The following is a 25,902-nucleotide window of genomic DNA, read 5'->3' as shown; positions in this document are numbered from 1 at the left end:
TCAGCCTTGAGGACGCGTCACGTGAATCAGGTCGACGGTGACGGCACACGTGCCCCGCGGGACGTAGGCGCCAATCGGATACGAGGCCACCAGATCAGTGGTCGCGCCTGGCAGCCGCATAGCAAGGTCCGCTGACGTCGCAGCATCCAGCTGAAACGCCTTCGCCGCCCGCTTCTGCAACCGCTTGACGTGTTCGGCAGGGTGGACGCTAAATTTCTGGTCCTGCCCGGCGTAGCTAACCGTGACGGCGATCTCTCGGCAGTGATGCCGGATCACATGCCCAGGCTCCTCGCCGAACAGCGCAAAGACCGTCTGCTCGATGTCGAGCGCCGCCTCGTCCCCCACTCGGTAGACGAGCTCATCGACCTCGACGACGATGCACTCCCGCAACGGCGCTCCAGGCGCTACATCGGGATGAGTCTGCACGTCGCCACCGCCGGCATACGTATGAATCCGCATGGGTAGTTGTCCTACTTCCCCGACACTTGGTCGATTGGCGTTCATCAGAGCAATCAATAGCTCAACCATACACCGCCATTTTATCGCGTCAATGGTAAAGATGTTTTGGCCATTACAGGCTTGGATCGGTTGTAACCCTTCCCCGAATGAGGGATAATGCGAGGGTGCTCATGACCGTCCCCGACGGGGATTTGGCAGCCCTACTGATGTCGCCCGCCCATTTGACGCAGACATGGCCAGGTAGCGAACGTGAAGTGATGATGCTTCTGCACATCCTCCGCATGGCGGAGCCCTCAGTGCGTGACGCTTTGGCCGTCGGACTAGTGGCAATGATCCCGGTAGGCACTGACACCAACTCATCGCTAATCGGCCTCACGCATCGAAGTGCCGCGCTGACCGCAATGGCCCTGAATCGCAAGACGAAGGAACCGGTAACCGCGCCGCACACGCGACCAGAGGAGGTCACGATGCTCGAACTGCACGATGTAGCGGTAGATGGCCGTTCTGCGATCAGGAAGATTGGATGACTGCGACACGCACTCCCGCGGAGTTCGTCCCCGCGTGGTCAATACACCCCGGCGAGATCCTCAGGGAGATTCTCGCGGCGAGGAAATGGCGACAGTCCGACTTGGCCGAGCGCGCGAGCCTCTCGCCGAAACACGTCAACCAGATCGTCAACGGTTCAATTGGGATTACCGGCGACGTAGCCGTCCGCTTCGAACGGACCTTAGGTGTCGCAGCAGCATTTTGGACGCGGGCGGACGCCGAGTATCAGGCGTTTGAAAGCACTCGGAAGTCGAAACTTGCTCTCCAAGAGCATATTACATGGGCTCGGCAGTTCGACATGGCGACCATGCGTCGGAACGAGATCATTTCGGACGGCGATGACGACGCGACGACCGTTGACAAGATTCTCAAATTCTTTCAAGTAGCGTCGCCGGATGCATTCGAACACAACTGGATTCGCCGGCGCGTTTCGTTCCGTCGTAGTCAAGCGTTTACTGTCGACCTAAATAACACTGCGCTGTGGCTTCGGCTCGTCGAACAGTCAGCAGAACAACACGGCGACATTGCACCGTTAAGCCTACGAGAGCTACGCAAGGTCTCGCGCACTCTGCCTGCGATGACCGCCATGCCGATTACGGACGGGTTCCTTGCTGCGCGCACCGCCTTGATACGCGCGGGCGTCGTCCTCACGTTCGTGCGAGAAGTGCCGGGTACCAGGATGAACGCTGCGACATGGTGGCTTGATGCCGATCGCCCTGTTATCGGCATCACTGAACGTCATCGCAAACCAGACATCTTCTGGTTCAACCTCGCGCACGAACTGGGCCACATCATTAAGCACCCACGTCGCACAACTTTCCTCGACATCGATCGCGAGAAAGCAAGCCAAGACCCCGCCGAAACGGAAGCGGATGCGTTTGCCGCCGACACCCTGTTTCCAGGTGATGCGCGGGAACGCATTGCCCGCGCTACCAACCGACAAGAACTCCTGCTGCTAGCCGCACAACTCGGCGTCGGGGTATCCGTGGTCGCAGGGAACTTCGCCAACCAGACCAAGGATTGGAAGCTGACGAGCTCGCTTCGGGGCAAGATCACCGACGCGGATGTCACCAAGCTGGAGATGATCGCCACCGAAGAATTGGGATAGTTCCGCGAGGTCAACTCGTCATCGCCGACTGACCAGCGGTTCTCATGAAAAAACCGGGAACGGCCTCTGTCGAGGCGGTTCCCGGTCTCTAGTCTCCACGCTGCTTGCGTGATAGCGACTGTACGCGAAGATGTGCCGGTGAGCAATCCGTCAGGCTGTCATCTAGCGAGCCCCCTAGTTGGCTCTTCATACGCTGAGCACATCGTCGCAAGGCTCAGCGACTTCTTCAGCGAGATGACCCCGTGGCAAAGACGCCTCTGGGACGCGGGCACGGTCCTAACTCTAAGAGAGTTGCTGGAAGCTGCCGATTGGTGCGCGAATGGCGTGCTCTCCACAGGAACCGTCGCATGGCTAGCAAAGGATGCCGAGCGCCTCGCCGGAAGAGATCGAGGCGTCGGGGAGCGCGAGGTTCGCACTCAACTCACCAAGGTGCTCAGAAGCAACGTGCCACACGGGAGCCGTCACTATCGGCACCTGTCCGAACTCATCGCATTCGTTAATCGCGACTACATGTCAGGTTGGGAACGTGCCGTCGAAGCCACGACCCCGGCGTCACCGGAGCGTTGCGCCCGCGCAATCGCTTCGCACTTGCTTGACTGCGGATACAGCATGCGCTACCTCAGGACATGGGTCGGAGCTCTTCGCAGCTCCAACGGAGCCACGCTCGCCGATTTATTCGACAGCGCACAGGAACTCGCCAATGGGACAGCCCGCACATACGACGTCGTTGTTCCATTCGCGTCGCTGCCCAAGTACAAAGAACTTGCTGTGCCGATTGACAACTGGATGTCTGTCGGCCAGATGCGCGATTGGCTAGAGCCAGCATCGGCCTTAGTTGACGGTCTGCGTTTGAATGGCGGATTTCGCTACTCAGTCTGCGCCAAGGACGGTTTCGCGGCGGCTGAACAAGTCATCAATACGATCGATCGCCTCAAAGCCAGAAGCAATCATGGACGCAGGATCGGACGAAGAGGTCCGCAGCCGTCAGGCGACGTTTGGGTGAAGGGCGACGGCCGCATCCAGACGATCGCACTCGCCAAGGAATCGCGTGCCGCGTTCGTTTTGTCTCTCGAGGCAGAGCGCAAGGTATACCAGGTCAGCACACCAACTGCAGTCGACGACGCACTTGAGCTCGCGGCACCGCTGAACTACGGGCCCCCCGGCCCCGCTGTCTCTGGTGGCTGGGCGGCGATTGAAGCGTTGCTCACGACACCAGATGCAGACGACGCGCGAGACGGTCGTGGCGTAGTCGCCGTCGACCGAATGGCGGCGCTGGTGGCGGCGTCCTGGCCCCGAGGCGAACTGACCACCCTGTCCAGGCGGCATACCCCGCCAGTCCCAGACCGGCTGAGCTTGGAACTAAAGACCAACGAAGTGAACAGTGAGCGGGCCCGCATAACTGCCGAAGCAATTCGGTCAGGCCGCAAGCTTTCACTAAAGAAAGCGACGGACAGAGCGTCTGAGAGCCGCATGGCCCACCTAATCGCCAATCCCAGGCCCACGCTTGAAGATGTCAACGCACACATGCGAACTGCCCTGCGCCGCTTCTACCGACAGCGAAACATCCTGATGCACGGTGGGACAACCAATTCCATCGCGTTGAGCACAGCGCTACGCACTGCTGCTCCACTTGTCAGCGCCGGTCTTGATCGCATCACCCATGCCGCACTAGTAGAAGGCATAACCCCCCTGCAACTCGCTGCACGCGCCAAACTCAACCTCGAACTGGTTGGTTCATCCGACGGTCGGCATCTAGTCGATCTGCTTGAGCCTTGATTTCCCGTCGAGTATCGATACCCGGACGATGACATCGCGGCTACAGCCGCGTACCGATAACACCCAACTATGTCCCGCCGTGGCGAAGCTGTGGCAACGTTCAGACATGCTTGGGGGTCCGTACTTGATCGCCACCGCGGCCGAGACCGGCGAGAAGTTCATTCAGGTGGGAGCAGAAACTGCCTACAAGGTTCCCGGGTTTCCCCATTGCATGTCCAAATCGGAAATGGAAGCACACCACCTAGACCGCTACCGCCACGACTACTTGACCCAGCGTGGTGCATTCCCATTTGACAGCGTGGTTATCGGTAACGATCCGCCGGACTTCGTGGTCACAGGCCCCGACGGCGAGTGGGGACTGGATTGCGTCGTGTTCGCGGACTCGTCCCGCAGACGAGCGGCCGCGATGATGCGACGCTTTCGTCGGAGCTTGCAGCAGTCAGTCGGCAGTCGAAACTTCACAGGAATACAGGGTTGCCAGCTTGCCGTACGGTTCAGCGATTCAATGGACGCTCTGCCGCCGAAAGTCAGCGACCAGGACGCGGTCATCGAATCGCTGCTTGATGCAATGGCGACATGCCGATACGACCGCGAGGCTTGGGCCCAGCTGAACGCCGAGATTGCAGACGACCCCGACCGACTCCTCCGCCATTGGCCAGACCTCGGTGACCAGGTATCTCTTCCAAACGGCGCGGGATTCTATGCCAACGTGATCTGTTCAGAGTCCGAAAGCCACCTTCTACCTTCAGGTCTCGGCTTCGAGATAGCACTTGACATGCACACCTGCGATCTGGTCAGTGAGCTACTGGTGCGCCTGACCAAACTCGTCACGGACCACGACAAACCTTGTAATCAGCAACTCCTAATCACCGCGGGTGGCCCCGATAAAGATGCATGCTGTTACCCCGAGGAGGAGACGACTGCCCGGTTCTTGTTAGAGGAGAACCCAGATTTTCAGCCAGGCGGGAAGGGACTAGAAGTCAAGCACCTTCGCCAAATCGCCATTCATTCGTGGTCATCCCAGACCATCGTGGACCTACCGCTAACGACGATCGGGCAATGAGTGCGGAGCAATGATCAATACCTGTGGATGAGGCCCGAGGAGGCGGCCTGAAAGTGGGCGCACCTTCCCGAGGATGATCATCACGGAATCAGGTATTCGATCAAGACCGGCGTTGGCGCGCTGGTTGGGAAGGTACGCCCATGCTCACCGTAGTTCACGATGCCGAGGAGGCCAACGGCGGCGAGGCCGGCCGGTCGTTGTTGGACGAGATCGTCCGCGACGGAGCCCGGCAGATGTTGGCCGCTGCCCTGCAGGCCGAGGTCGCCGCGTACGTGGCCGCATTCGCTGATCAGCTCGACGAGAACGGTCACCGACTGGTGGTCCGCAACGGCTATCACCAGCCGCGTGAGGTGCTGACCGCGGCCGGTGCCGTGCAGGTGAAGGCGCCGCGGGTCAACGATCGCCGTGTCGACCCCGATTCTGGTGAGCGGCAGCGGTTTTCCTCGGCGATCCTGCCGGCCTGGGCACGCAAGTCCCCGCAGATGAGTGAGGTGCTGCCGCTGCTGTATCTGCACGGCCTATCGACCAGCGACTTCGGGCCCGCACTCGAGCAGTTCCTCGGCTCGGGTGCCGGGTTGTCGGCCACCACGATCACCCGTCTGACCGCGCAGTGGCAAGACGAAGCCCGTACGTTCGCTGCCCGGGACCTGTCCGGCAGCGACTACGTCTACCTGTGGGTCGACGGCATTCACCTCAAGGTCCGCCTGGACCAGGAGAAGCTGTGCCTGCTGGTGATGCTCGGCGTGCGCGCTGACGGCCGCAAAGAGCTCGTGGCGATCACCGACGGCTATCGGGAGTCATGCGAGTCGTGGGCGGATCTGCTGCGCGACTGCAAACGACGCGGCATGACCGCCCCAGTGCTGGCCGTCGGCGATGGCGCGCTCGGGTTCTGGAAGGCGGTGCGGGAGGTATTCCCGAAGACCCGAGAGCAGCGCTGCTGGTTCCACAAGCAGGCCAACGTCCTTTCCGCACTGCCGAAGTCAGCGCATCCGGCCGCGCTGGCGGCCATCAAGGACATCTACAACGCCGAAGACATCGACAAAGCTCAGGTCGCGGTCAAGGCCTTCGCGGTTGCCTTCGGCGCGAAGTACCCGAAAGTGGTCGCCAAGATCGTCGACGACCTCGATGTCCTGCTGGAGTTCTACCACTACCCCGCCGAGCACTGGATCCATCTGCGTACCACGAATCCGATCGAATCCACCTTCGCCACAGTGCGTTTGAGAACGAAGGTCACCAAGGGTCCGGGATCGCGGGCCGCTGGATTGGCCATGGCCTACAAGCTGATCGACGCAGCCCAAGCCCGTTGGCGGGCCGTCAACGCCCCACATCTGGTCGCCCTCGTCCGCGCCGGAGCGGTCTTCCACAAAGGCAAACTGCTCGAACGGCCCACCGACATCACCCCACCGACACCACCGTCAGACGGCGATCAACACACCGAAACGGAGGTCGCCTGAAACACCCCGATCCACAGGTATTGACAATTGCTCATGAGTGCGCCGGGCGACCGCGTCGGCCCGGAAATAGCGGGCCTGGCGGCTACCGCCAGATCATCCAACTCTGAGCAGGGCTCCCCGCGTGTCCACAACCGCGGCTGCAGATCCCGGCATCGATGCTCCGATAATCCACCTATTTGCGCGATGCAGCGCCCATCTTCATTGCACTACAAGACCTCTCACAGAAGGAACCTGACCCAACGACTCGAACGACGGCGAGTCAGCACGAAGCTGCTCCAACTGGGTTCGCTTGAAGGACATCAACGGAATCTACCGAGGTCGCCAGTTGTCGCGTACAGGTCACCGATCTGACAATCGTCCGCGGCCGACGATTGATGGCCACCACGGTCAACCCTTCAATGATTAGATGGAGGCGCTCATGGTCCTCATGCAGCGAGTACGCTTCCAGCCACCCCGTACACAGCTGCACCAGCTGTGGCGGTAGCGGGATCTGTTTGTCGGCAATCAGTTTGAGCAGTATGCGGATCGCAGTGAACGAGTCGCCGGCACCGACGCTGATGAAGACGTGGCTACGCTCTCGGGCGTCCAATTGGGGTTTGGCCATGTCGATGAGAGACCAGGCCAGATTGTTTTCTTGTATGTGTTGCATCGCGGTGACCGCCAACTCGTCGTTTCACTGAGGTCCGGCGCCAGCGCCGGGTTCCACAGGTGAAGTTCTCAACTTCACCAACTCCCACGGGCACACCATCCGAGGCGCGCCAGTCGCCGTCGTGACCGCGACCAGCACCGTTCCTACGTCAGTCACTGTGCCGATGTGCGTGCCATTGAGCACCACATCACCAATGTGGAATCGAGCCGTCATGTCCATTGGCGTTCGTATTCCAGCCGCGGGATGGCCAATTCGCGGCGCGCGTGCCAACAGAGCGTGCCCTTGCCGTCCTGCCAGTAGACCCGGTAGCGAACAGCATCAGAGTCAACGATGATGCCCGTGCCGCGTCGATAGTCAGCCTTGGACAACACGGTGTCGCCGACCACCGGCGTGCGCGGATGGCGTCCGACGATCATGACCGGCCCGCCTCTAGCCGGTGCCGAATCTCGGCGACGAATCGGTGTCCCTCGTAGTCGATGACGTCCCACGAAAACGGCCCCCGCCATTGGGTGGCACCCAGCGCGTGGACGGTACGGCGCGCGGTCTCCTCCGAACCAAGGTTCGTTAGCCGCCGCCCGTCACTGGTAATTAGCGTCCACATCACAACCACCGGCCCACGCCACTGAAGTGATCTGCTGATGACACAAGACTGCGTAGGCCGCCGAGCTCGCAAGATGTCTAACATCGAGGTCCGTGCCGCCAAGCTCACGGATGCGCGCGGCGATCGTAGAGGCAATCAGATCCGCGCAAGTTTGCAATGGGTCTGCCATCGACATGCTGCGCGAACTAGTGTCCTGCGCCGGGAATTCGTTGAAGATATGAACCGAGTCGTTCGAAGATCTCGTCGGCGGTCTTGGTCCAGTTGAACGGGCGGGGGTTGTCGTTCCAGTCTGCGATCCACTCGCGAATGTCCTTCTCGAGGGCCTGAATTGAGCGGTGAACGCCGCGGCGCAGTTTCTGGTCGGTGAGTAACCCGAACCACCGCTCGACCTGGTTGAGCCACGACGAGTAGGTCGGGGTGAAGTGCATGTGGAATCGGGGATGGGCGGCAAGCCATTTGGTTACTGTCGGCGATTTGTGCGTCGAGTAGTTGTCGCAGATCAGATGGACGTCCAGGTCAGCGGGCACGGTGTTGTCCAACTTGGTCAAGAACTTCTTGAACTCGATCGCGCGGTGCCGGCGGTGAATCGAGCCGTAGACCTCGCCGGTGGCCACATCCAGGGCGGCGAACAAGGTGGTGATTCCGTGCCGCACGTAGTCATGGGTGCGGCGCTCGGGCATGCCGGGCATCATCGGCAGCACCGGCGCGCTGCGATCCAAGGCCTGGATCTGCGATTTTTCATCGACGCAGAGCACCAGTGCCTTCTCCGGCGGGTCCAGATACAACCCCACGACGTCACGGACCTTGTCGACGAACTGCGGGTCGTTGCTGATCTTGAAGGTGTCCACCTGATGCGGCTTGAGGCCGAACGACTTCCAGATCCGTCCGACCGTTGACTTCGACAACCCGGTCTCAGCCGCCATCGAAGACCGCGACCAGTGCGTGGCGCCTTTGGGTTGACGCTCCAACGTGGCCACGATCAGCTGCTCGACCGCCTCGTCGGTGATCTTGCGCGGCGCACCAGGACGCGGCTCATCGGCCAGACCCTCCAGTCGCGCCTCCAGGAACCGTCCACGCCATTTGCCGACCGTTTGCGGCCACACACCTTCATCAGCGGCGACTTCCTTGTTGGATTTCCCTGCCGCGCAACCCAACACGATCCGACAACGTTGGGCCAACGCCTGCGAGGACTTCGATCGACGGGCCCACCGCTGCAACGTCTCACGTTCGTCGTCGGTCAACACCAACTCGACTACCGGCCTACCCCTGGTTCCCACCCGCCAATTCTACAATTAATCAACTAATTTACGGCGCAGGACACTAGGTAGCTGATTGCCACCGCGACGGCGGCGATGTTCCGAACCAGCACGGTCCGGAAGGTGCACCATAACTTCCATATCTATCCCTGCCTACTTCTCCTGTTCCCCGTCGCTTCCCTCCACCGCCCACGTCACCCCAACCCGGCTCAACACGCCGACACCGGTCCGCGACACCGGCACACACTGCTCGCAACCAAACACAGCCTCAATAGGTCCAGCGATCATGTTGTGCCCCAGGGTGTCCCATTCAATCCGCCGCTGGTCGCCATCGCCGGACTCCTGGCAATGTGCCTACCAACAACGGGTTCCGTCGGCTCCCCGCCTGCGGCTGGGTTGTTGTTGAGGTCTTCTAGGATCGCCGCCTGCGCGGCGGGCGGCAGGGTGTGCAGGATCGAGCGCACCCGAGCCTGACGCCGCGCCACGCCCTGACGCACCGGCATACCCGGCGTCACCACGATCTGCGGCGGCACGCCCTCGATCTCATCCACACCACCATCGGCATGCCCGGCATCCAGAGCGGCCTGCTCGGCAGCAGCGGTCGCGGCGTCCTTCTCCTCGGACATACCGATCGGACCGATACGACGACCATTGAGGAACTGCTTGACCGCCGGCTCCTCACTGGTCAACAACACCTCCCGCGGGCCGAACATCACCAGATGCTTGCGGTAGAGCATGCCGATGTTGTCCGGCACGGTACGCACCACATTGATGTTGTGCGTCACGATCAAGATCGTCGCGTCGATCTGGGCGTTGATGTCGATCAGCAGCTGCGACAGGTAGGCGGTACGAACGGGGTCCAGACCCGAGTCCGGCTCATCGACCAGGATGATCTTCGGGTCGAGCACCAACGCCCGCGCCAGCCCCGCACGCTTGCGCATACCACCGGAAATCTCACCTGGGAACTTGTGCCCGTCGTTGGGCATACCCACAATGTCGAGCTTCTCCATCACGATCTTGCGGATCTCGGACTCGGACTTCTTGGTGTGCTCGCGCAGCGGAAAGGCTGTGTTGTCATAGATGTTCATCGAGCCGAACAGCGCACCGTCCTGGAACAACACACCGAACAGGGTCCGGATCTCGTACAACTCCTTGGCCGAACACTGCAGAATGTCCGTGCCGTCGATCACGATCGAACCCCGCTCCGGCTTGAGTAGACCGATCAGCGACTTCAAGAACACCGACTTACCGGTACCGGACGGGCCCAGCATCACGCTGACCTCACCGGCAGGGATCGTCAACGTGACGTCCTCCCAGATCTTCGACGACCCAAAGGACTTGCTCAGCCCCGTCACATCAATTTGAACGCCCATGGGGAGGCCCTTCTTTCAGTCAGTGGGTGTCGAGGTGCAGTGCGCACGGTCATTGCCCCTGGTCGGCTCGTATGTCGTTACGGGGAGCAAGCCCGGTTGGCGCCGTGGCCGCAGTTGTGTCTGCAGTAGCTGTGGTGAGATCGATGTCGTGGTCAAGCTCGGGCGAGATCGGCATCATCCTGCAAAAGAGAAAGGTTGAGTTGGCGCAGGGGTCAGTGCCCGGGTCTGCCGCGGCGTTGGCGCTGCTGAGGCCCGCTGTGATGCAGGTTCCTACGGCAACAGCCAACAATCCGGCTACGCGGCGGATTTCACGCACTTGCCGGGTGTTCATGACGCGAGGGTCGCTGATACATCGGCGGACATTGCCGCAAGCTGAGGGCCCCAACTACTCCAGTCGTGCTGTCCGTCAGGGGGGATGTCAAAGTGCCCATTGTGCCCGCCAACCGAGCGGTAGTGGCCGTAGAAACTGCGATTGCTGCCTTGCGCTTGATCGCAGTATCCGATCATCGCGGCGGGGTCGCTACAGGTCAGGGTCGCCGGGCTGTAGATCCATAGGCGAGTGTTGTTGTCGTTCAACAGTTGTATGTGCGCATCGGGATCGTGCCACTTCCATCGCCCTAATTGGGCGGCGCCCCACATTGTCTGAGTGTTGACGCCGCCGAATTGCGCCAAGCCTGCCGCGATCGCACCGTTGAGAAATGTGTTGGACGGAGTGAGGAAACCTGACATCGAGCCGGCGTACCGGTACCGATCGGGGTGGAAGGCCGCCAACGTGAGCGCGGCAGTTCCGCCTTGAGCGGCGCCAACGATGGCGTGGCCACCGGGCGCCAGTCCCTTGTTGGCGACCAGCCAGTTCGGCAGCTCGGTCGACAAGAAGGTCTCCCACTGCTTGCTGCCGTCCATCTCCCAGTCGGTATACATGCTCCATGCGCCGCCCGCCGGGGCGACAACCGATACACCCCTCCCAGCAAGGGTTTTCACTGCGTTACCAGCGGTGATCCAGTTGCTCACGTCTGGCGCGGCGTTGAACGCGTCCAGCAACACCACGGCATGGCGGCCACCCGGTGCGAACGTCACCGGGATGTCGCGGCCCATTGCAGCGGAGGGCACTAAGAGTTGCTCGACGGTGTCGGCCTTGGCGCGTACCGAGTTCCACAGGATCAGAACCAGAATTCCGATGAGCGCGGTGCGAAGTAATCGGACGGCGATCTTGCCAGGTTCGGTCATGACGGGTACGTCGCTTTCGGTGATGCAAGGATTTCCTTGTTGTCGAATCATGTTGCTATACAGGTGGATTGGCTGGCGGAGGATAAACACCGCGGAGCGCCCATGGCAGCCAGTTCATGAAGTACTCGACTTCGTCGCTGATGTCGTAATCGGGGTCCACTACGATGGCTCCTTTCATCGGAGGGGCTGTATCAAGCCGGCTTTCCGTATACCGCAACAACAACGCTTCGGTCGAGGCGGTTTTCCGACCAGACGCCCATTTGCGTGTACGCGCAGTTCGACATGATCGCTTTGTAGTCCGGCCGGTAGTACCACTGGTTGAGGATTTCGATGCCGTTGATGGCCAGTGCTGGATTGATTGCGACAGTTTCGGCAACAGCCCCGGTGTAGCCGGCCGCGCGCGCACGGTCTTGCGCACTGGAACCATCGGATCCGATGTCGGCGTCCAGAGAGCGGTCGTTGAGCACGTCGTCGGTGTGCCACTGCGCGGCGAGCTGCAGCTGAGGATTCATCGTCACGTCATTGGCGCAACCGGCGTCGTGTTGGATGGTGTAAACGTTGGCGACGACACTGTTGTTGAGTCGCTTATTATCGGCGGACGCGAACGGAGCCACCGCAAGGCTCACGGTGAGGGTTGCACATGAGATCATCGCCGCAGCAGTAGGTTTCACGATCATCTATGTTCTCCCGTAGTGTGTCGCGGCCAGCTGACGGAGCTGCCAGATCTCCGTGGGGCACAGCTCCCCCACCGCCTGATTGATCAAATAGGCGGCCTGGTAGTCGTCAGCGTTGCTGAAGTCGGCGATCACGTCGCTTTTCAGATCTGCGTAACCACGCGCGGCTTCAACTTTGTCGCAGATTTCGTTCCCATAGCTGATTGCCGCGTCGGCGTTCGGGAAGTTGTAGCCGGGCCTCACGGTGACGTTGACCAGATAGGCCACGGTATCCGCATATGCGGGCGACGCAGGCGCGATTGATACGGTGGCGATCGCTATACCAAGACAGACGCTCGCGCCGATGACCAACCGCGTCCTGCGGCGCGTGGTGGTCGCAATAGGCGTGTGGCTGAACATTACTTCGGCTCGAATCCCGAGACGAGCCAACGCTGATTGACCTTGTCCAGGGTTACCTCGACTGCCGATGCGGAGGCGGTCGGGGCATCGTTTCCGACGATGGTGCTCTGGTTGACGAAGACCATGACAGTCGCGTGGGTGTCAGTTGCCGTGATGGATGCTGCGGCCGGAACCGTGGCTGCTGCGGCGATCTTCTTCTGTTTGGCCCCTGGGATAACGACATCGTCGACGAGGGCCCGGTAGGACTCCCGGAAGGAGCCGGTCAGCCTGTCTTGAGCACTATGCAGTGCTGCATCGACGTTATTGGGGTTGTAGGACAGCATTGCCACCGTGGCCTCGGTGGCCGCCTGGACGGACCCGGTGCGTGCAAGGTCGGAACCCCGGATAGCGCCGTCGCGGAATTTCAAGTATCCGGCACCGGCGGCAAGCGTCACCACGATCAGAGGCAGCACGCCGAACACAACCAGCCCAGACCACGACAATCGCCGGGACCGAGGTTCTTTGGCGGAGTCTGCGACCGCGTCGCCGTCCCCGTTGTCCGCGTCGCCTTCATCGTTTTCGCCGGTGGCCGTATCGGTGGTCGGAATCGTGTCTGCGGGGTCGGCATGTATCGAATCCGTTTCCGCGGTGCTGGTTTCGGTGTCGATGCTGGTGGTGCTCATGGCACGAACTCCACGTTGTCAACTTTCACGTCATTCCCTACCTTCTGAACATCGATGCGCATCCGCCAGGCTTTTGACGTAGGTTGCGGCGCACCAGCATTCGTTGTCTGTACGGTGACGGCAATCAACGCTTGGGCCTGATCACCGGACATCGATTCCAGCCCGGCCATGGTGACCGTGCCAGTGGTCTTGGACTGCACTTGCTTGACGACATCGACGAATGGCTGTGCGCGCTTGGAAAAGTCGGCATAGAAGGTGCCGGTGGCCGAGTCGAGGATGCGTTTGACATCGCTGTCGACGTGCTGCCAGTCGATGGTGGTCAAGTTGACCGCGCCTTGACGAGCGGACTGAAGGAATTCAGCACGCCGGTCCGCCGTCTGCTGCGCGTGCTTGAACTGTGTTCCGAACCATCCGACGAGTCCACCGAGAGCGAGGATCACCACAGCTAATGCGATGGCCGCCAGTCGTTTCGGCGGCACCCGTCGCCGGGCACGTGGTTCTTCAGACGGCTCTGGAGCTCCGTCCTCGTTGGAGTCGGGCTGCTCTGCGACCCCGTCTTCGGTTGGCCAGTCGGCGGTATCCCCGACTAGTTCGGTTGTGCTAGTGGCCACCGTCTGCTCCCTTCGCTGGTGTCATAAGTTCCTGCCACGTCGGCGGTTTGGCGTCCCGGGCCAGATTTGCCTGGGTGTATTGCTTTCCATCAGGCCCGATGTAGGTGCCGCTTGCCGGGTCGTATTCGGCTACAGCGATCGGCGGTGCCGGTGGCGGTATCGCGGTTGAGCCCGGGGTACCCGGAGGCGGCTGCGGGATTGCTTGCCCTGTCAGCGTCGCGTTGGGGTCGCCCTTCCAGTTGAACCCGTCGTTGAGCGGCACGTAGTTCTCGTCGCTTTCGCACATCTTGACTGTCGGTGCCCGCTTTCCGGGGTGGGTCTCACACGGCAGGTTGCGTGCCCCGCGAACCGCGAGCATCGAGTCCGCTGGAACCCGGCAATACAAGTCGCCGGCGATACGGTCTGGGTAATCCACCGCCGCTGGAGGACGCTGTTGCGTCGCCGGCAGGTAACCGGTCGTGCATGGCGGCGGCAGGTTGAGGTTCAGGTTGAACGACAGGAAGAAGCCTTTGTAGGCCTGCTTGGTGTGTCGGTTGGCCAGCCCTGCGCCCTGCAGGACTTCGATGCCGGGAGGGAGCAGGACCAGCAGTTGTTCAAGGTTGGGTTGGTAGGTGACGGCCACGTCGGCGACGCTGACCAGATTGCTCAACAACACCGGCACTGTCGGTCTCACGCGGTCCAACAAGGCGCGTGCCTCTGCGACAGCACCGGGACCGTTGTTGAGGACACCACGCAGGTCGCCGTCATGGTCGTGCAGTTGTCCCGTGATGTTGGCGACGTTGGCCGCCCACCGCTGGATGGACCCGGCGCTGTCGGTCTGCGTATCGAGCACCGGCTTGGACTGATCGATCAATGTGGTGAGCGAGTCGAGGTTGCTCCGAGCATCGGCGGCCAGTTTCGTTGTGCCATCAACGATGCGTGACAGTTCGGGGCCGAGACCGCCGACGGCGGTGTACGCCTCGTCGATGGCAGTACGCAAGTTGTCGTTCGGAATCGCTTGCAAGCCACGGTTTGTTGCGGTGAGGAGTGCGTTAATGTCGGGCGGCACCGTGGTGCGGTCAACCGGGATGACATCTGTGTTCTTCAATGCCGGGCCATTCCCGCTGCGCGGGATGAGTTCGATGTACTGCTCACCGACCGCGTTCGTACTGTGCACCTGCACTGCCACGTCCGCTGGTATCTTCCGGTCGGAATCCAGTGCGAGCACGGCGTTTACGCCTGTCGGGGTCAAGTCCATGTCCTGTACCCGGCCGACCTCGGTACCTCGGTACGTGACGTTGGCGTTCTTGTATAGGCCTGCGGCCACCGGCAGATTCACCGTTACTCGGTATTCGCCAATACCGAAGAACCGGCTGGGCACGTGCAATACAAACGCGGCCATGATCGTCCCTGAGACCAGTGTGACGATGGCAAAGAACGCCAGTTGGAGTTTGAAGCGTCTGTCAAGGTGCATCTCTCACGGCCCCTGGTTGAGGTTGTACGGCGCCAAAATTGGGTTCGCCGTGGTGTACGGACTGGGGAGCTGGCCGATCGTGCGGCCCCACTGCATCTCCAGTTCGGTGAGATTGCCCTCCCACTTTGTGCCGGTGAAGAACGACGAATCCAGTCGGCTGAGAGTCAGGTCGGCGATCACGCTGATGTTGGCGTAGTCGCCGCGGAACCACTTGTTGAGGTTCTCTTTGGCGAATGGGTATGTGGTCAACAGGCTGAGCGACCGAGTCAGCGCCGGCCCGGCATCGGCCAGAGATTTGAGGACTGGGCCGAGATCCTTGAGTTCGGTGACGAGTGCGGACTTGGTCTGGTTGACCGAATCCGCGGCCAATGCGCTGAACTTGCCGAGCTGATCGACCGCGTCGACGAGGGTGTCGCGTTGATCGTTCAGCACCTTGAGGGCCGACGGGAGGGTGTCGAGTGCACGATCGAGCACGGGTTTCTTGTCAGCGAACTGACCGGCCAGCTTATTGATGCTGTCAGTGGCCTCGATGATGTCCTGGGTCTGCTCGTTGACTCGGGCCGTGAAGGTCTGCAGTTGATTGAGCAAGGTCCTCAGCTGGTCTTGCCGCTGACCACCGAACGCCGTGTTGACCGCAGTGGTGATGTCTTGGACTTCCCCGATTCCGCCACCGTTGAGCAACAGGGACGCTGCAGCCAAGGTCTGTTCGGTGGAGGGATAGGCGCTCCCATCCGCCAGCGGGATGAGCGAGCCCTGTTGAAGTCGGCCGCGGGGCGCAGTGCTCTTCGGCGGAGCCAGCTCGATGTGCAACGAGCCGAGCAGGCTCGTCTGTCCCACCGCCACAGTCGCATTGGCCGGCAGTTGGACGTCACCGTTGAGTCGAATGGTCAGCAGAGCGTGCCAGCCCTGCCGCTCAATCTTGGTGACAGTGCCAACATTGACATCACCTACCCGCACGCGGGAATTCGGCTGGATATTGTTCACGTCGGGCAGCTGAGCCTGTATCGTGAACGCTCCCTCGCCGCCGCCTTGGGCGCCCGGCAACGGCAGCGTGTTGAGACCCCGCCATTCGCTGCAGCCCGACAGCGCAAGCGCGGTGACGGCGGCGGTGAGGAACGCCGTGGCGCGACGCCTACCGCGGCTCATGATCCACCGCCCTGGGGCACCATCATCCCGGTCAGCCCGGCAGCCGGATCAGTGGCGGTGGCCGGCGACGCAGGCATCGGCGCTTCAGCCGGAAGCGGCGCGGCATCGGGTGTGCGCATCGCGCCAGCCGGTGGCGGTGAAGCCGGTTGCGGCGGCACAAAGTCCGGTCTCATCCAATCCTCGCTATAGGTGACTTCATTGGGACGTGCGCTCGGCCCGACGAACGGGTTCAGGCCCAGGGGTAGGAAGTTGTACTGGCGGTTCTTCACGATCGGCGCCAGGTACTGCACGCACAGCTTCGAAGACTGCTCGGCGTTCAGACGCGACGCGGCCTGGATTGCCCCACAAAGGAAGCTGATGGGGTTGGCAAAGTTGTTCAGTGCCAACGCACCTGTGAGCGTGCCCTGGGCCGGTTGATAGATGTTGATGAAGTTGGCGAGCGTGGTCGGCGCGATGTGCAACAGCTGCTTGAGATCGTCGAGGCTGTCATGGGCGGCTTGGGACACGGACGCCAACTTGTCTGTGGTCGTACCTAGGGCCTCTCGGTTCTCCGCGACGAACGCCTGCACATCCGCGACTACAGAGTTCAAATCGCGTACCGCGTTGCCGACCGCGCCGGGGTTGTTGGACAGTGCACCGGTGACCGAGGCCAAGTTTTGGTTGAGCTCGCGGATCAAATCGGTGCTGCCTTGCAGCGCGGACACGAGCATCGACAAGTTCTTGATACTCGCGAAAGTGTCGTGGCTGTGATCACCGAGTGCTGAAACCGTCTGCGACAGTTTGATTATCGCATCACGGATAGCCGGACCTTGTCCGCGCAAGTTGTTAGCGGTGGTGTTGACGAAATCCCCGAGCGCACTCACGCCCCCGGGCCTGGTCGGTTGCAAACTGTTCGTGAGCTTTTCCAATTGGGCACGGAAATCGTCGAATTCCACCGGCACCGCGGTGCGGTTCTCTGGAATGACGGCAGCGTTTGCGAGCTTGGCTCCGCCGGTAAAGGGCGGAGTGAGCTGGATGGCGCGTGAGCTGACCAGCGTCGGCGACAGGATCGCCGCCTTGACGTCGGCGGGTACCGAGTACTGGTCGTCGATCCAGAATCCGATCTTGACTCGAGTCGGTTCGGGCACAATGGATTCGATCTTTCCGACGTTCACGCCGCGGATGCGAACGTCGTCGCCGACGAAGACGCCATTGCTGTTTTCGAAGTAGGCCACGACCTGCTTGCGGGAGCTGGCCTGCGTGGCGGAGACCAGGAAGTAGCCACCGACAAGGACCGCGACCAGGGCCGCTGCCCCAGCGATGTAGAGATTGCGTCTGCTCATCATCGACCGGACTCCTGATCGTGGTGTGGCGCCGCGGGTACTTCGCCGGGTGCGGGTTGAAACACCGGCGGTATCACGGTGGCGTTCGGGTCGTTACCGGTTCCTGGCGCCGGTGGTCCTGGCGGCGGGCCGCCAGCGGGGCCAGGCAGTACTGGTTCGCGGTACGGGTAGCAGCCCGGACCGGGAAGGGGAACTGCGGGCAAACCGCACTCGTGGTCGCCGGGACGGCCGGTGATGGCGTCGGGCAGCGTCATGTTTGGTGCGCCGCCTTGTCCGGTCCGCGGCAACGGCATTGGCAGAGCCGGAGTGCCGGGCTGCCCCGTCTGCGGGTCCGTGCGCGCGGTGGGCGAGAGCACATGCGGGTCGAGCCCCAGATCGGAGAAGGCCGCGTCGATGAAGGGTTGGGCGAACTGTCCGGGCACGAGGTTGGCCAGGTAGGCCTTGAAAAAGGGGCCAGAGGCCAGCGGCTCGCCGAGCGCCATCGCGTAGGTGGAGAATCCCTTGATCGAATCCTGCACTTGGGTTTTGCGGTTGTCGATGATGGTCAACACGCCGTTGAGCCTGTCGAGGGTGGGTTTGAGGCTCTGCCGGTTCTCGCTGATGAATCCCTTGATCTGCTGTGCCAGCGCCGAGACATTGCCGGAGATCTGTTCCAACGCAGCGTTTTGGGCACGCAGCTGAGCGAGAAGGGTGTTGGTGTCGCGGATCAAGCGCACAACTTCGTCTGTCCGTTGCGCGAGCACGGTGGTGGCTTTACCTGCGTTTTCCAGCAGGTGACGCAGCTGGGCGTCACGCTGGTTGATCGTGTCGGAGAACCGTGCGACGCCGTCGACGGCCGCACGGATCTCAGGAGGTGTGTCGCGCAAGGTATCCGACAGCGTTGACAGCGCATCGGAGAGCTGGCTGGTGTTCAGCCCACTGATCGTCGAGGTGAGGTCGCCCAACGCATCGGGCAACTGGTAGGGCGATTTGGTACGCTCAATCGGAATAGTCCCGGACAGATGTCCATCGCCGCGGGGCGTGACCTCGATGATCTTGTTGCCCAGAAGGCTCTTTGTCTTGATCGCGGCTTCGGTCCGGTCGCCGAGCCGAATGCTGTCGTTGACCGTAAACTCGACGAGAACGCCTTTCTGCGTCAAGCTGACCTTCTGCACCTGTCCCGCGCGCGCACCCGAAACCTGCACGGGTGCATCAGAAGTCAGTCCACCAAGTTCGTCGAAATAGGCCGAGTAGGTCTCGGTTGCCGATAGGAACGGGATGCGAGTGAAGTTGAACCCGATCACCACCGCGGCGAGAACGACGGCGATTCCAATGGCGCCGATCACGGCGAGATTGCGTTCGCGGAAAGGTTTCATCGGGGCGTGCACCTGCCTGAGTCCTGGCCGGCGACCTTGATGTAAACCGGTTGTCCGCCTTTGCCGTTCACCTTGAGCACCAGATCGCACAAGTAGAAACTGAAGAAGTCGCCACTGAGTCCTTGTCTGTTCAATGTCCGATACGCGTCGGGCAGCGTGGCCAGGAGGTTGTCGAAGTAGTCGTGATCCGCGACGACGATGCTGGCAACGCGATCAGTTTGGTCGAGCGCGTTCTTCAACGGCGGTCGAGCCTGCGAAAGCAGATCGGCGATAGTTCCAGCTGCGGCGTTGGCGTAGGCCACACCGTTGCTCATGTCCTGCTTACGTGCTTCCAGTCCATGTACGAGTTGGGACAGCGAATCGACTGCGCTGCCGAACTTCTCGCTGTGATCTCCCAGCGATCCCAGCACCGCGTTGAGGTTGCCGATCACATCGCCGATCAGTTGATCACGATTGGCCAACGTGTTGGTCAATGCTGCCGTCTGGTCCAAGACCGCGCCGATTGTCGCGCCTTGACCTTGGAATGCCGCAATCAGTTGGCTGGTCAGCGTGTTGACCTGGTTGGGGTCCAGGGCACGGAACAGCGGCCGGAAGCCGCCGATGAGAGCGTCAAGGTCCAAAGCGGGAGCGGTGTGGTCGATGGGAATGGTTCCGCCGGGTGCCAGTCTGGTGGTGCCGCCGGCGCCCTCTTCGAGCGCTAGGTACCTACCGCCGATGAGGTTGTCGTAGCGGATCACCGCGTGGCTGCCTGCGGTTAGCACCACCGAGTCATCGGCGGTGAATTCGACTCGGACGGTGGAGTCGTCGCGCACCTGGAGCTTCTTCACCTTGCCGACTTCGACACCGGCGATGCGCACGAAGTCGCCCTCGCCGAGCCCGCCTACGGTCGCGAAGGTGGCGTTGTAGGTCTTTTCCGGTGTAAATCGCAGTTGCGCGAACATCGACACCAGCGCGAAAGCACCGAGGGTGCATAAGGTGACGAACAGCGCCAACCGCCATAGCGTCCCGGATAGTTTCGCGCGCAACGTCGTTGGCCTCTCTGTGTGCGTTAGTGGGATCGTGTCGGACTAATTGCCGGCCGGTGATTCGGCCGCCGGTGCTGGTGGAACACCGGGGTACAAAGGTGTGGCATCGGGCCCGTACTGAGGTGCGCCGTACGGCGGGGCGCCGGGATACGGGATCGGGCCGGGTGCCGGCGGCCCGGGGTAGCGGATACTCGGAGGTTCGGGCACCGCCCGGGTGACGGGCAGATAGTCGGCGTAGCCGGGGAATCCGATGCCCGGGTTGGGCCGCCAGTCCAGGCCAGTCCCGAATCCGGTGTTGGCGATCAAGGCGCGCACCGGCCAGTTCTTGGCCACGTCGGGCAACGACCCACAGCCAGGCTTGCCACCTGGGCCGCCCTTGGCAGCGTTGATCGGCAAGTTGTCCGGGTAGCGATAGGGGTCGTCTCCGAACAAGAGGGCAGCGTCCATGATCAGCGACTTGCCGTTCGCTCCGCCGGTGTAGTCGGCGAGTCCGTCGTCGAGGGCGGTCTTCGCGCCGACCAACATGCAAGTCAACGACGGGTTGTACTTGAGCAAGAGGTTGGTCGTCGGTTCCAGGAGGTTCACCGTCTTGATGAGATTGTCTTTGCTGGGCCCCAGGACGTCGATACCGCTGCGCGATAGACCGGCGACACCGACCAGCAGCGCGTCGAGCTGTTGCGCCTGACTGGAGACCGTGGAGCTGGTCGTGGCCACGCCGTCGAGAATCTTGATGATGTTCTGCGCCGCGCCGGAGTAGACCTCGGCAACGTCACGTATCGCGTGCAGGTCCTGACGCACTGTCTCGGTGCGCGGGATCACCTGCTGTAGAACAGCATTGGTGTCCTCCGTGGCCTGCCCGATGCGTTCGCCCTTGCCGGCGACCGCCTCGTGGACGGCTGACAGGATGGAGTTCAGTTTTGCCGGGTCGATCTGGTTCAGCAATGTCACCAGGTTCTGGAAGACGGTGTTCACCTCGAGGGTGGTGTTCAGCGACCGCAGAACGGCGCCCGCCGCAATACGCTGGGCGGTGGGGTCGTCCGGGTAGATCAGGTCGACGTATTTGGAGCCGAACAATGAGGTCGCGTTGATGCGAGCTTTGACGTTGGCTGGGATTTTGGCTACCTGGTCGTGGTCGATCTCGAGGGTGATCCTCGCGGTGTCGTCATCACCCGAGATGGTGGCCACGTGACCGACCTGCACGCCACGCATCTTGACCTTGGCGTAGGGCTCCATCACCAAACCGGAGCGGTCCGCGGTCAGGGTGACGGTCAGGCCGTCGCTGAAGTCGCGGTTGAAGGCTGCAACGCACAGGGCAACCAAGCCGACGATCGTGACAGCGAGTGCCAACGCCAGCCATTCGGAGGCGATCCGGTATCCGGTCTTACGTTCGGTTGACACTGTCCTACCCCGAGAAATTGAAGTTGCCGGTCTGGCCATAGAGCGCCAGGGTCACGAACAGAATCACGAATCCCGCTGCCACCAGCGAGGTTCGAGTGGCCTGACCAACAGCGCTACCCACACCGGCAGGACCACCCGCAGCGTTGAACCCGTAGTAGGTGTGGATGAGCATCACCACCACGCACAGCACCATGACAGTGATGAACGAATTGATGACGTCGCCGGGGATCAAGAACGTCCGGAAATAGTGGTCGTAGACACCGGCGGATTGGCCGTAGAGGACGGTCGTGCCGAACCGAGCCGCGAAGTACCCCATCAGCAGCGATACGCAGTACAGCGGTACGACGACGATGACTCCGGCGGCTACACGGGTCGAGGCCAGGTAGGCGACTGATCGGATGCCCATCACCTCTAGGGCATCGATCTCTTCGTTGATACGCATCGCCCCGAGTTGGGCGGTGGCACCGGCACCCAACGTCGCCGAGAAGGCGATGACGGCGGTGCCCAGACCGATGAGCCTGGTGAAGAGGAATGCGGACCCAAAGCCGGTCAGCGCCTCGACGCCGAGTTCGGAGAATTGGTTAAAGCCCTGGGCCGCAACGATTGCGCCGGTGGAGATGTTGAGGAAGGTAATCACCACGACGGTGCCACCGATGACAGCCAGCGCGCCGGTGCCAAGACTCATGATGGCGATCTGACGTAGCAGTTCGGCCTTGTAGTGCACGAAGACGTCGGCGATCGAGCGCAGCGTCAGACCGTAGAAACGGGCCTGATCCCCGACCTGCTGGACCCGTCCGCGTAGCTCGGTTAGTTGGCCGAAGATGCGCGGAAAGCGTTGTCGCAGAATGGTAGCCGTCATTTGGTGACCTCGAATCCGATGGCTGTCACGACAATGTTGATCACGAACAGCAACACGAACGAGAACACCACGGTCTCGTTGACCGCGTTGCCGACCCCAGCGGGACCGGTGCGGACGCTGATACCCTGGTAACACGCGATGAGCCCAGCGCTCAATCCGAACAGGGTCGCCTTGACCATCGACACGACCACATCGCCCAGTCGGGTGATCAGAGTCAAGCTGGCCACGAAGGCGCCCGGGGTGACGTGTTGGAAGTACACCGAGAAGAAGAAGCCACCGGCCAGACCGGTCAGCGTAACCAGCGATGACAGCAGGAACGCGACGACGGTCGCTGCCAGCACACGCGGGGCGATGAGTGCCTGAATGGGATCGATACCCATCACCCGCAGCGCGTCGAGTTCTTCACGAATGGTGCGTGCACCGAGGTCAGCACACATGGCGGCGGCACCTGCACCTGCCACCACCAGAACGGTGACGAAAGGCCCAATCTGGTTGACCGCACCCAGGGCCGCACCGGTTCCGGAAAAGTCAGCGGCGCCGAACTCCACCAGCAATACGTTGAACGTGAATACGGTGAGAACCACATACGGGATCGACAGCATCAGTGCAGGCATCAGTGCCACTCGCGCCAGAAATACCGTCTGCTCCAAGAACTCTCGCCATGCGTAGGGCGGCCGGACCATCGTGACCAGCGTGTCAAGGGAGAACGCAAAAAAGCCGCCCACATTGCGCAAGGGCGCCGTCACCACCGATTGCGACAGTGGGGTGGCGGCGGGATTTCGTCGCCGCAGGAAGGCCACGGGGCTCATCGTGTCCCTCCGCTGTCGCGCATGACGCGGCGCGGCATGCGCGACGATCGCGTCGCATTCTGCACCTGGTGGCATTCCATGCTGTAAAGACTCCTTTGGAGTGTTTGCGCGTTAGGGGCGGTCGTTCGGTCGCATCGGGTTTGCGATGTAAAACACCTTGCGGACTGACCGTGACGCGTGACACAGACAAGTGTGTCGGCGTTGCCTCACCCGGACAATCCACCGTGCGCACCCAACCTGACATGTTTTTGTGCTGGTTCTGGCCGCGTTGTTGCACGTCAGCGCGGCGGACCGGCCTTTGGCAGAGGAATGCACTATCCATAAAGCGCGGTCTGCGCCGCGGGCGCTTCCCGCCGGCGGTGACTACATCGGCAGTGTCCCATGAAGTGGTGGACTTCGGATCGGCGTGATTCACGCTTCGTGATCAACGAGTCATGTTGAACGCTAAGCGATTTGGTGTTGTTTGGCAAGTGCTGCGGCGGCGGTTTTCTCGGCGATCACCTCCTTGAGTTCATCCATGGACACATCCGACAGATAACGGCGGGTGACCTGCCATTCATCGTGAGCTTCGATGACCACCGCGGTCGCCAGCCGCAGAAATGCCGCGGGGTTGGGGAAAATCTCCACGACATCGGCGCGGCGTTTGACCTCCTTGTTGAGCCGCTCGATCGGATTGTTGGACCAGATCTTCTGCCAATGCGCCTTCGGGAACGCGGTGAACGCCAACACATCGGTCTTGGCGTCGCGCATCATCGCCGCGACTTTCGGAAACGACCCCGCCAACGAGTCCGCGACCCGCTCCCATTGCGCCGCAACATCATCGGGTTCAGTGTGTGCGAAGATCGTCTTGACCGCCGCCGTCACCGCCGGCGCGTTCTTCGCCGACACCGCGGTATGCAGATTCCGCATGAAATGCACCCGACACCGCTGCCACGACACATTCGTAAACTGGTGCGCCACAGCAGCTTTCAAACCGGCATGGGCATCAGATGTCACCAGATGCACCCCGGCCAAACCCCGGGCCTTGAGCGAAGCCAGAAACTCCCGCCAAAACTCGAACGACTCACTGTCCCCGACCGCGGTCCCCAACACTTCCCGGGTCCCCTCGATCGACACCCCGGTGGCCACCACCAAGGCCTGAGAGACCACGTGCGCCCCGACCCGCACCTTGCAATAGGTGGCATCCAGGAACACGTACGGGAAGCTCGTATGCGTCAGCGTCCGAGTCCGGAACGCCTCGACCTCACGATCCAGAGCAGCGCAGATCCGCGACACCTCCGACTTGGATACCCCCGAGGACACCCCCATCGCGGCGACCAGGTCATCGACACTGCGGGTGGACACCCCATGCACGTAGGCCTCCATGATCACCGCGTGCAGCGCCTTGTCGATCCGCCGGCGCGGCTCCAGCAGCGACGGGAAGAACGACCCCGCCCGCAGCTTGGGGATCGCCACCTCAATATCGCCGGCGGTCGTGGAGATCGTCTTGGGCCGGTGCCCGTTGCGGTGCACCGTGCGCCCATCAGAGCGCTCGTAGCGGCCCGCGCCGATCGCCTCGGTGGCCTCGGCCTCGATCAGCGCCTGCAGCCCGGCGCGGATCAGCTCGGCGAACACCGCCCCCGAGTCCGCGGACTTGAGCGCATCGAGCTGGGCGAGCAGGGCAGAATGATCCTGGGTCATCGCGTGGATGGTCCTTTCGTGAGTCACTTTGGTCGGTAACTCACTGATCACTACGCGATGGCCCACCCCAACACCGGCAACGACACAGCCCCAGCACCCTCACCCAGGCCCGCACCCTGAACCGCCCCAGGTTTGATGCCGCTGCTGTTTGAGTCCGGAAGGATGAGCAGCATGCCTAAGAAGATCGATCCTGCGTTGCGTGACCGTGCGGTGCGGTTGGTGACCGAACATCAGCAGGAGTATTCGTCGTTGACCGCGGCCTCCGAGGCGGTCGCGCGCCAACTCGGCGTGGGCAAGGAATCGGTGCGTCGCTGGGTGGTCCAAGCCCAGATTGATGGCGGACAACGCCCGGGTGTAACGAGCGAAGAAATCGACGAAATCAAACGACTGAAAGCTGAAAACCGAAGGCTACGTGAGGATGTCGCGATTCTGAAAGCGGCGACAACTTTCTTCGCGGGGGAGCTGTGCGCCACGAGGCGCTGGGTATATCGAGAGGCGGTGAGAGACCGTCTCCTTCGGGTCGTCGCAGCGGCCTGAGGAAGCATCGGGGCAGCCGATCGCCGGGAACGACGGTGAGCGGTGGCAAGCGGCCCCGAGAAGGCGAGCCGTGCCGGTACTGCCAGACGGTGCGGGCTTGTCGAGCAAGGTCAGAAGGTGCAGCGCAAGCGAACCAGTGTCAGACGCTCCGTAACCGCGAAGCCGGCTCCAATCTGGTGGATATGGGCCGGTGTGCAGTGCACGAACCCGAGCGGGTGGGGTTTGACTCCGAAGCCGTTTAGTTCCAGCGGTGGGGAGGCCACGGTGAAGGCCTGCGGCGTAGCCGTGGCGATGCTGCCGGAGTAGAGCTGGGCGCCTCCCTGACCAATCGATGACCTGGTGAACGTGGGAACCACCTTGCGGGACCGTTCATTTCGTTTCCGGTAGCCAGTCGGGGCGGGTGTGACGACTCGGGTTCGGAGTCAAGGAACCGCATTCGGGTGGGGCGGAGGCTTCGTAG

25 protein-coding genes and 1 pseudogene are annotated in these 25,902 nt (G+C 61.8%); 6 read left to right on the top strand and 20 right to left on the bottom strand.

What is annotated here, in order from left to right:
- Positions 1 to 528 (bottom strand): hypothetical protein, encoded by a 528-nt coding sequence (locus G6N46_RS25605; RefSeq protein WP_138251348.1) that lies wholly within the window; start codon positions 526 to 528, stop codon positions 1 to 3.
- Positions 529 to 623: 95 nt separating this feature from the next.
- Here G6N46_RS25605 and G6N46_RS25600 point away from each other — a divergent pair, with 95 nt between their 5' ends.
- The 5 genes from G6N46_RS25600 (at position 624) to G6N46_RS25580 (ending at position 6,406) form a co-directional block, all read left to right on the top strand.
- Complete coding sequence (locus G6N46_RS25600; protein WP_163693016.1) at positions 624 to 986, top strand: hypothetical protein; 363 nt, start codon at positions 624 to 626, stop codon at positions 984 to 986.
- A complete protein-coding gene (locus tag G6N46_RS25595) occupies positions 983 to 2,113 on the top strand; it encodes an ImmA/IrrE family metallo-endopeptidase (RefSeq protein WP_138251346.1) in 1,131 nt (376 codons plus the stop codon). Before G6N46_RS25600 ends, G6N46_RS25595 begins: the two co-directional genes overlap by 4 nt.
- A gap of 138 nt (positions 2,114 to 2,251) precedes the next feature.
- Positions 2,252 to 3,889 carry an integrase gene (locus tag G6N46_RS25590; protein WP_138251345.1) on the top strand — a complete coding sequence of 546 codons (1,638 nt, stop codon included), beginning with the start codon at positions 2,252 to 2,254 and terminating at the stop codon, positions 3,887 to 3,889.
- 79 nt (positions 3,890 to 3,968) lie between these two features.
- Positions 3,969 to 4,952 carry a hypothetical protein gene (locus G6N46_RS25585; RefSeq protein ID WP_138251344.1) on the top strand — a complete coding sequence of 328 codons (984 nt, stop codon included), beginning with the start codon at positions 3,969 to 3,971 and terminating at the stop codon, positions 4,950 to 4,952.
- Positions 4,953 to 5,092: 140 nt separating this feature from the next.
- Positions 5,093 to 6,406, top strand: coding sequence for an IS256 family transposase (locus G6N46_RS25580; protein ID WP_067990476.1), 1,314 nt, complete (start codon positions 5,093 to 5,095; stop codon positions 6,404 to 6,406).
- A 259-nt stretch (positions 6,407 to 6,665) separates the two neighbouring features.
- On the opposite strand, the gene G6N46_RS25575 is transcribed toward G6N46_RS25580, so the two are convergent.
- From G6N46_RS25575 to G6N46_RS25485, 19 genes are all read right to left on the bottom strand, one after another.
- Positions 6,666 to 7,070 carry a hypothetical protein gene (locus G6N46_RS25575; protein ID WP_138251364.1) on the bottom strand — a complete coding sequence of 135 codons (405 nt, stop codon included), beginning with the start codon at positions 7,068 to 7,070 and terminating at the stop codon, positions 6,666 to 6,668.
- Positions 7,071 to 7,079: 9 nt separating this feature from the next.
- Complete coding sequence (locus G6N46_RS29145; protein WP_407665205.1) at positions 7,080 to 7,268, bottom strand: mechanosensitive ion channel domain-containing protein; 189 nt, start codon at positions 7,266 to 7,268, stop codon at positions 7,080 to 7,082.
- On the bottom strand, positions 7,265 to 7,471 hold the full coding sequence (locus tag G6N46_RS25565) for a hypothetical protein (RefSeq protein WP_138251366.1): 207 nt from the start codon (positions 7,469 to 7,471) through the stop codon (positions 7,265 to 7,267). Before G6N46_RS25565 ends, G6N46_RS29145 begins: the two co-directional genes overlap by 4 nt.
- 370 nt (positions 7,472 to 7,841) lie before the next feature.
- Positions 7,842 to 8,933 (bottom strand): IS630 family transposase, encoded by a 1,092-nt coding sequence (locus G6N46_RS25560; RefSeq protein ID WP_036429724.1) that lies wholly within the window; start codon positions 8,931 to 8,933, stop codon positions 7,842 to 7,844.
- A gap of 263 nt (positions 8,934 to 9,196) precedes the next feature.
- Entirely contained in the window at positions 9,197 to 10,285 is a 1,089-nt protein-coding gene (locus G6N46_RS25555; protein WP_234880832.1) for an ABC transporter ATP-binding protein, read from the bottom strand.
- 327 nt (positions 10,286 to 10,612) lie between these two features.
- Positions 10,613 to 11,512, bottom strand: coding sequence for an alpha/beta hydrolase-fold protein (locus tag G6N46_RS25550; RefSeq protein WP_138251329.1), 900 nt, complete (start codon positions 11,510 to 11,512; stop codon positions 10,613 to 10,615).
- Between the two features lie 191 nt (positions 11,513 to 11,703).
- Complete coding sequence (locus tag G6N46_RS25545; RefSeq protein ID WP_138251343.1) at positions 11,704 to 12,162, bottom strand: CAP domain-containing protein; 459 nt, start codon at positions 12,160 to 12,162, stop codon at positions 11,704 to 11,706.
- 27 nt (positions 12,163 to 12,189) lie between these two features.
- On the bottom strand, positions 12,190 to 12,585 hold the full coding sequence (locus G6N46_RS25540) for a DUF732 domain-containing protein (protein ID WP_138251330.1): 396 nt from the start codon (positions 12,583 to 12,585) through the stop codon (positions 12,190 to 12,192).
- On the bottom strand, positions 12,585 to 13,247 hold the full coding sequence (locus tag G6N46_RS25535; RefSeq protein WP_138251331.1) for a hypothetical protein: 663 nt from the start codon (positions 13,245 to 13,247) through the stop codon (positions 12,585 to 12,587). The genes G6N46_RS25540 and G6N46_RS25535 overlap by 1 nt, the downstream gene beginning before the upstream one ends.
- Positions 13,244 to 13,858: an Rv1363c family protein gene (locus G6N46_RS25530; protein ID WP_138251332.1), complete on the bottom strand. Its 615-nt coding sequence runs from the start codon at positions 13,856 to 13,858 to the stop codon at positions 13,244 to 13,246. The genes G6N46_RS25535 and G6N46_RS25530 overlap by 4 nt, the downstream gene beginning before the upstream one ends.
- Positions 13,848 to 15,311: an MCE family protein gene (locus G6N46_RS25525; protein ID WP_138251333.1), complete on the bottom strand. Its 1,464-nt coding sequence runs from the start codon at positions 15,309 to 15,311 to the stop codon at positions 13,848 to 13,850. Before G6N46_RS25525 ends, G6N46_RS25530 begins: the two co-directional genes overlap by 11 nt.
- 3 nt (positions 15,312 to 15,314) lie before the next feature.
- Positions 15,315 to 16,457: a virulence factor Mce family protein gene (locus G6N46_RS25520; protein WP_138251334.1), complete on the bottom strand. Its 1,143-nt coding sequence runs from the start codon at positions 16,455 to 16,457 to the stop codon at positions 15,315 to 15,317.
- Positions 16,454 to 17,779, bottom strand: coding sequence for an MCE family protein (locus G6N46_RS25515; RefSeq protein WP_407665204.1), 1,326 nt, complete (start codon positions 17,777 to 17,779; stop codon positions 16,454 to 16,456). Before G6N46_RS25515 ends, G6N46_RS25520 begins: the two co-directional genes overlap by 4 nt.
- Positions 17,779 to 19,134, bottom strand: a complete 1,356-nt coding sequence (locus G6N46_RS25510) for an MCE family protein (protein WP_138251336.1) — start codon at positions 19,132 to 19,134, stop codon at positions 17,779 to 17,781. Before G6N46_RS25510 ends, G6N46_RS25515 begins: the two co-directional genes overlap by 1 nt.
- A complete protein-coding gene (locus G6N46_RS25505) occupies positions 19,131 to 20,159 on the bottom strand; it encodes a virulence factor Mce family protein (protein WP_138251337.1) in 1,029 nt (342 codons plus the stop codon). The genes G6N46_RS25510 and G6N46_RS25505 overlap by 4 nt, the downstream gene beginning before the upstream one ends.
- A gap of 42 nt (positions 20,160 to 20,201) precedes the next feature.
- Complete coding sequence (locus G6N46_RS25500; RefSeq protein WP_234880833.1) at positions 20,202 to 21,557, bottom strand: MCE family protein; 1,356 nt, start codon at positions 21,555 to 21,557, stop codon at positions 20,202 to 20,204.
- Between the two features lie 4 nt (positions 21,558 to 21,561).
- Entirely contained in the window at positions 21,562 to 22,416 is an 855-nt protein-coding gene (locus G6N46_RS25495; protein ID WP_138251339.1) for an ABC transporter permease, read from the bottom strand.
- Entirely contained in the window at positions 22,413 to 23,225 is an 813-nt protein-coding gene (locus tag G6N46_RS25490) for an MlaE family ABC transporter permease (RefSeq protein WP_138251340.1), read from the bottom strand. The genes G6N46_RS25495 and G6N46_RS25490 overlap by 4 nt, the downstream gene beginning before the upstream one ends.
- 444 nt (positions 23,226 to 23,669) lie before the next feature.
- Positions 23,670 to 24,905, bottom strand: a complete 1,236-nt coding sequence (locus G6N46_RS25485) for an IS256 family transposase (RefSeq protein WP_138251341.1) — start codon at positions 24,903 to 24,905, stop codon at positions 23,670 to 23,672.
- A gap of 171 nt (positions 24,906 to 25,076) precedes the next feature.
- On the opposite strand from G6N46_RS25485, the pseudogene G6N46_RS25480 reads away from it, so the two are divergent.
- Positions 25,077 to 25,364 (top strand): annotated as a pseudogene (locus G6N46_RS25480) (transposase); the annotation flags it as partial.
- Positions 25,365 to 25,902: the final 538 nt, after the last annotated feature.

The sequence above is a fragment of the Mycolicibacterium phocaicum genome (assembly GCF_010731115.1).
Taxonomy (GTDB): Bacteria; Actinomycetota; Actinomycetes; order Mycobacteriales; family Mycobacteriaceae; genus Mycobacterium; species Mycobacterium phocaicum.
The sequence above is the reverse complement of the archived record's forward strand: the minus strand, read 5'-3'. Positions and strand labels throughout refer to the sequence as shown.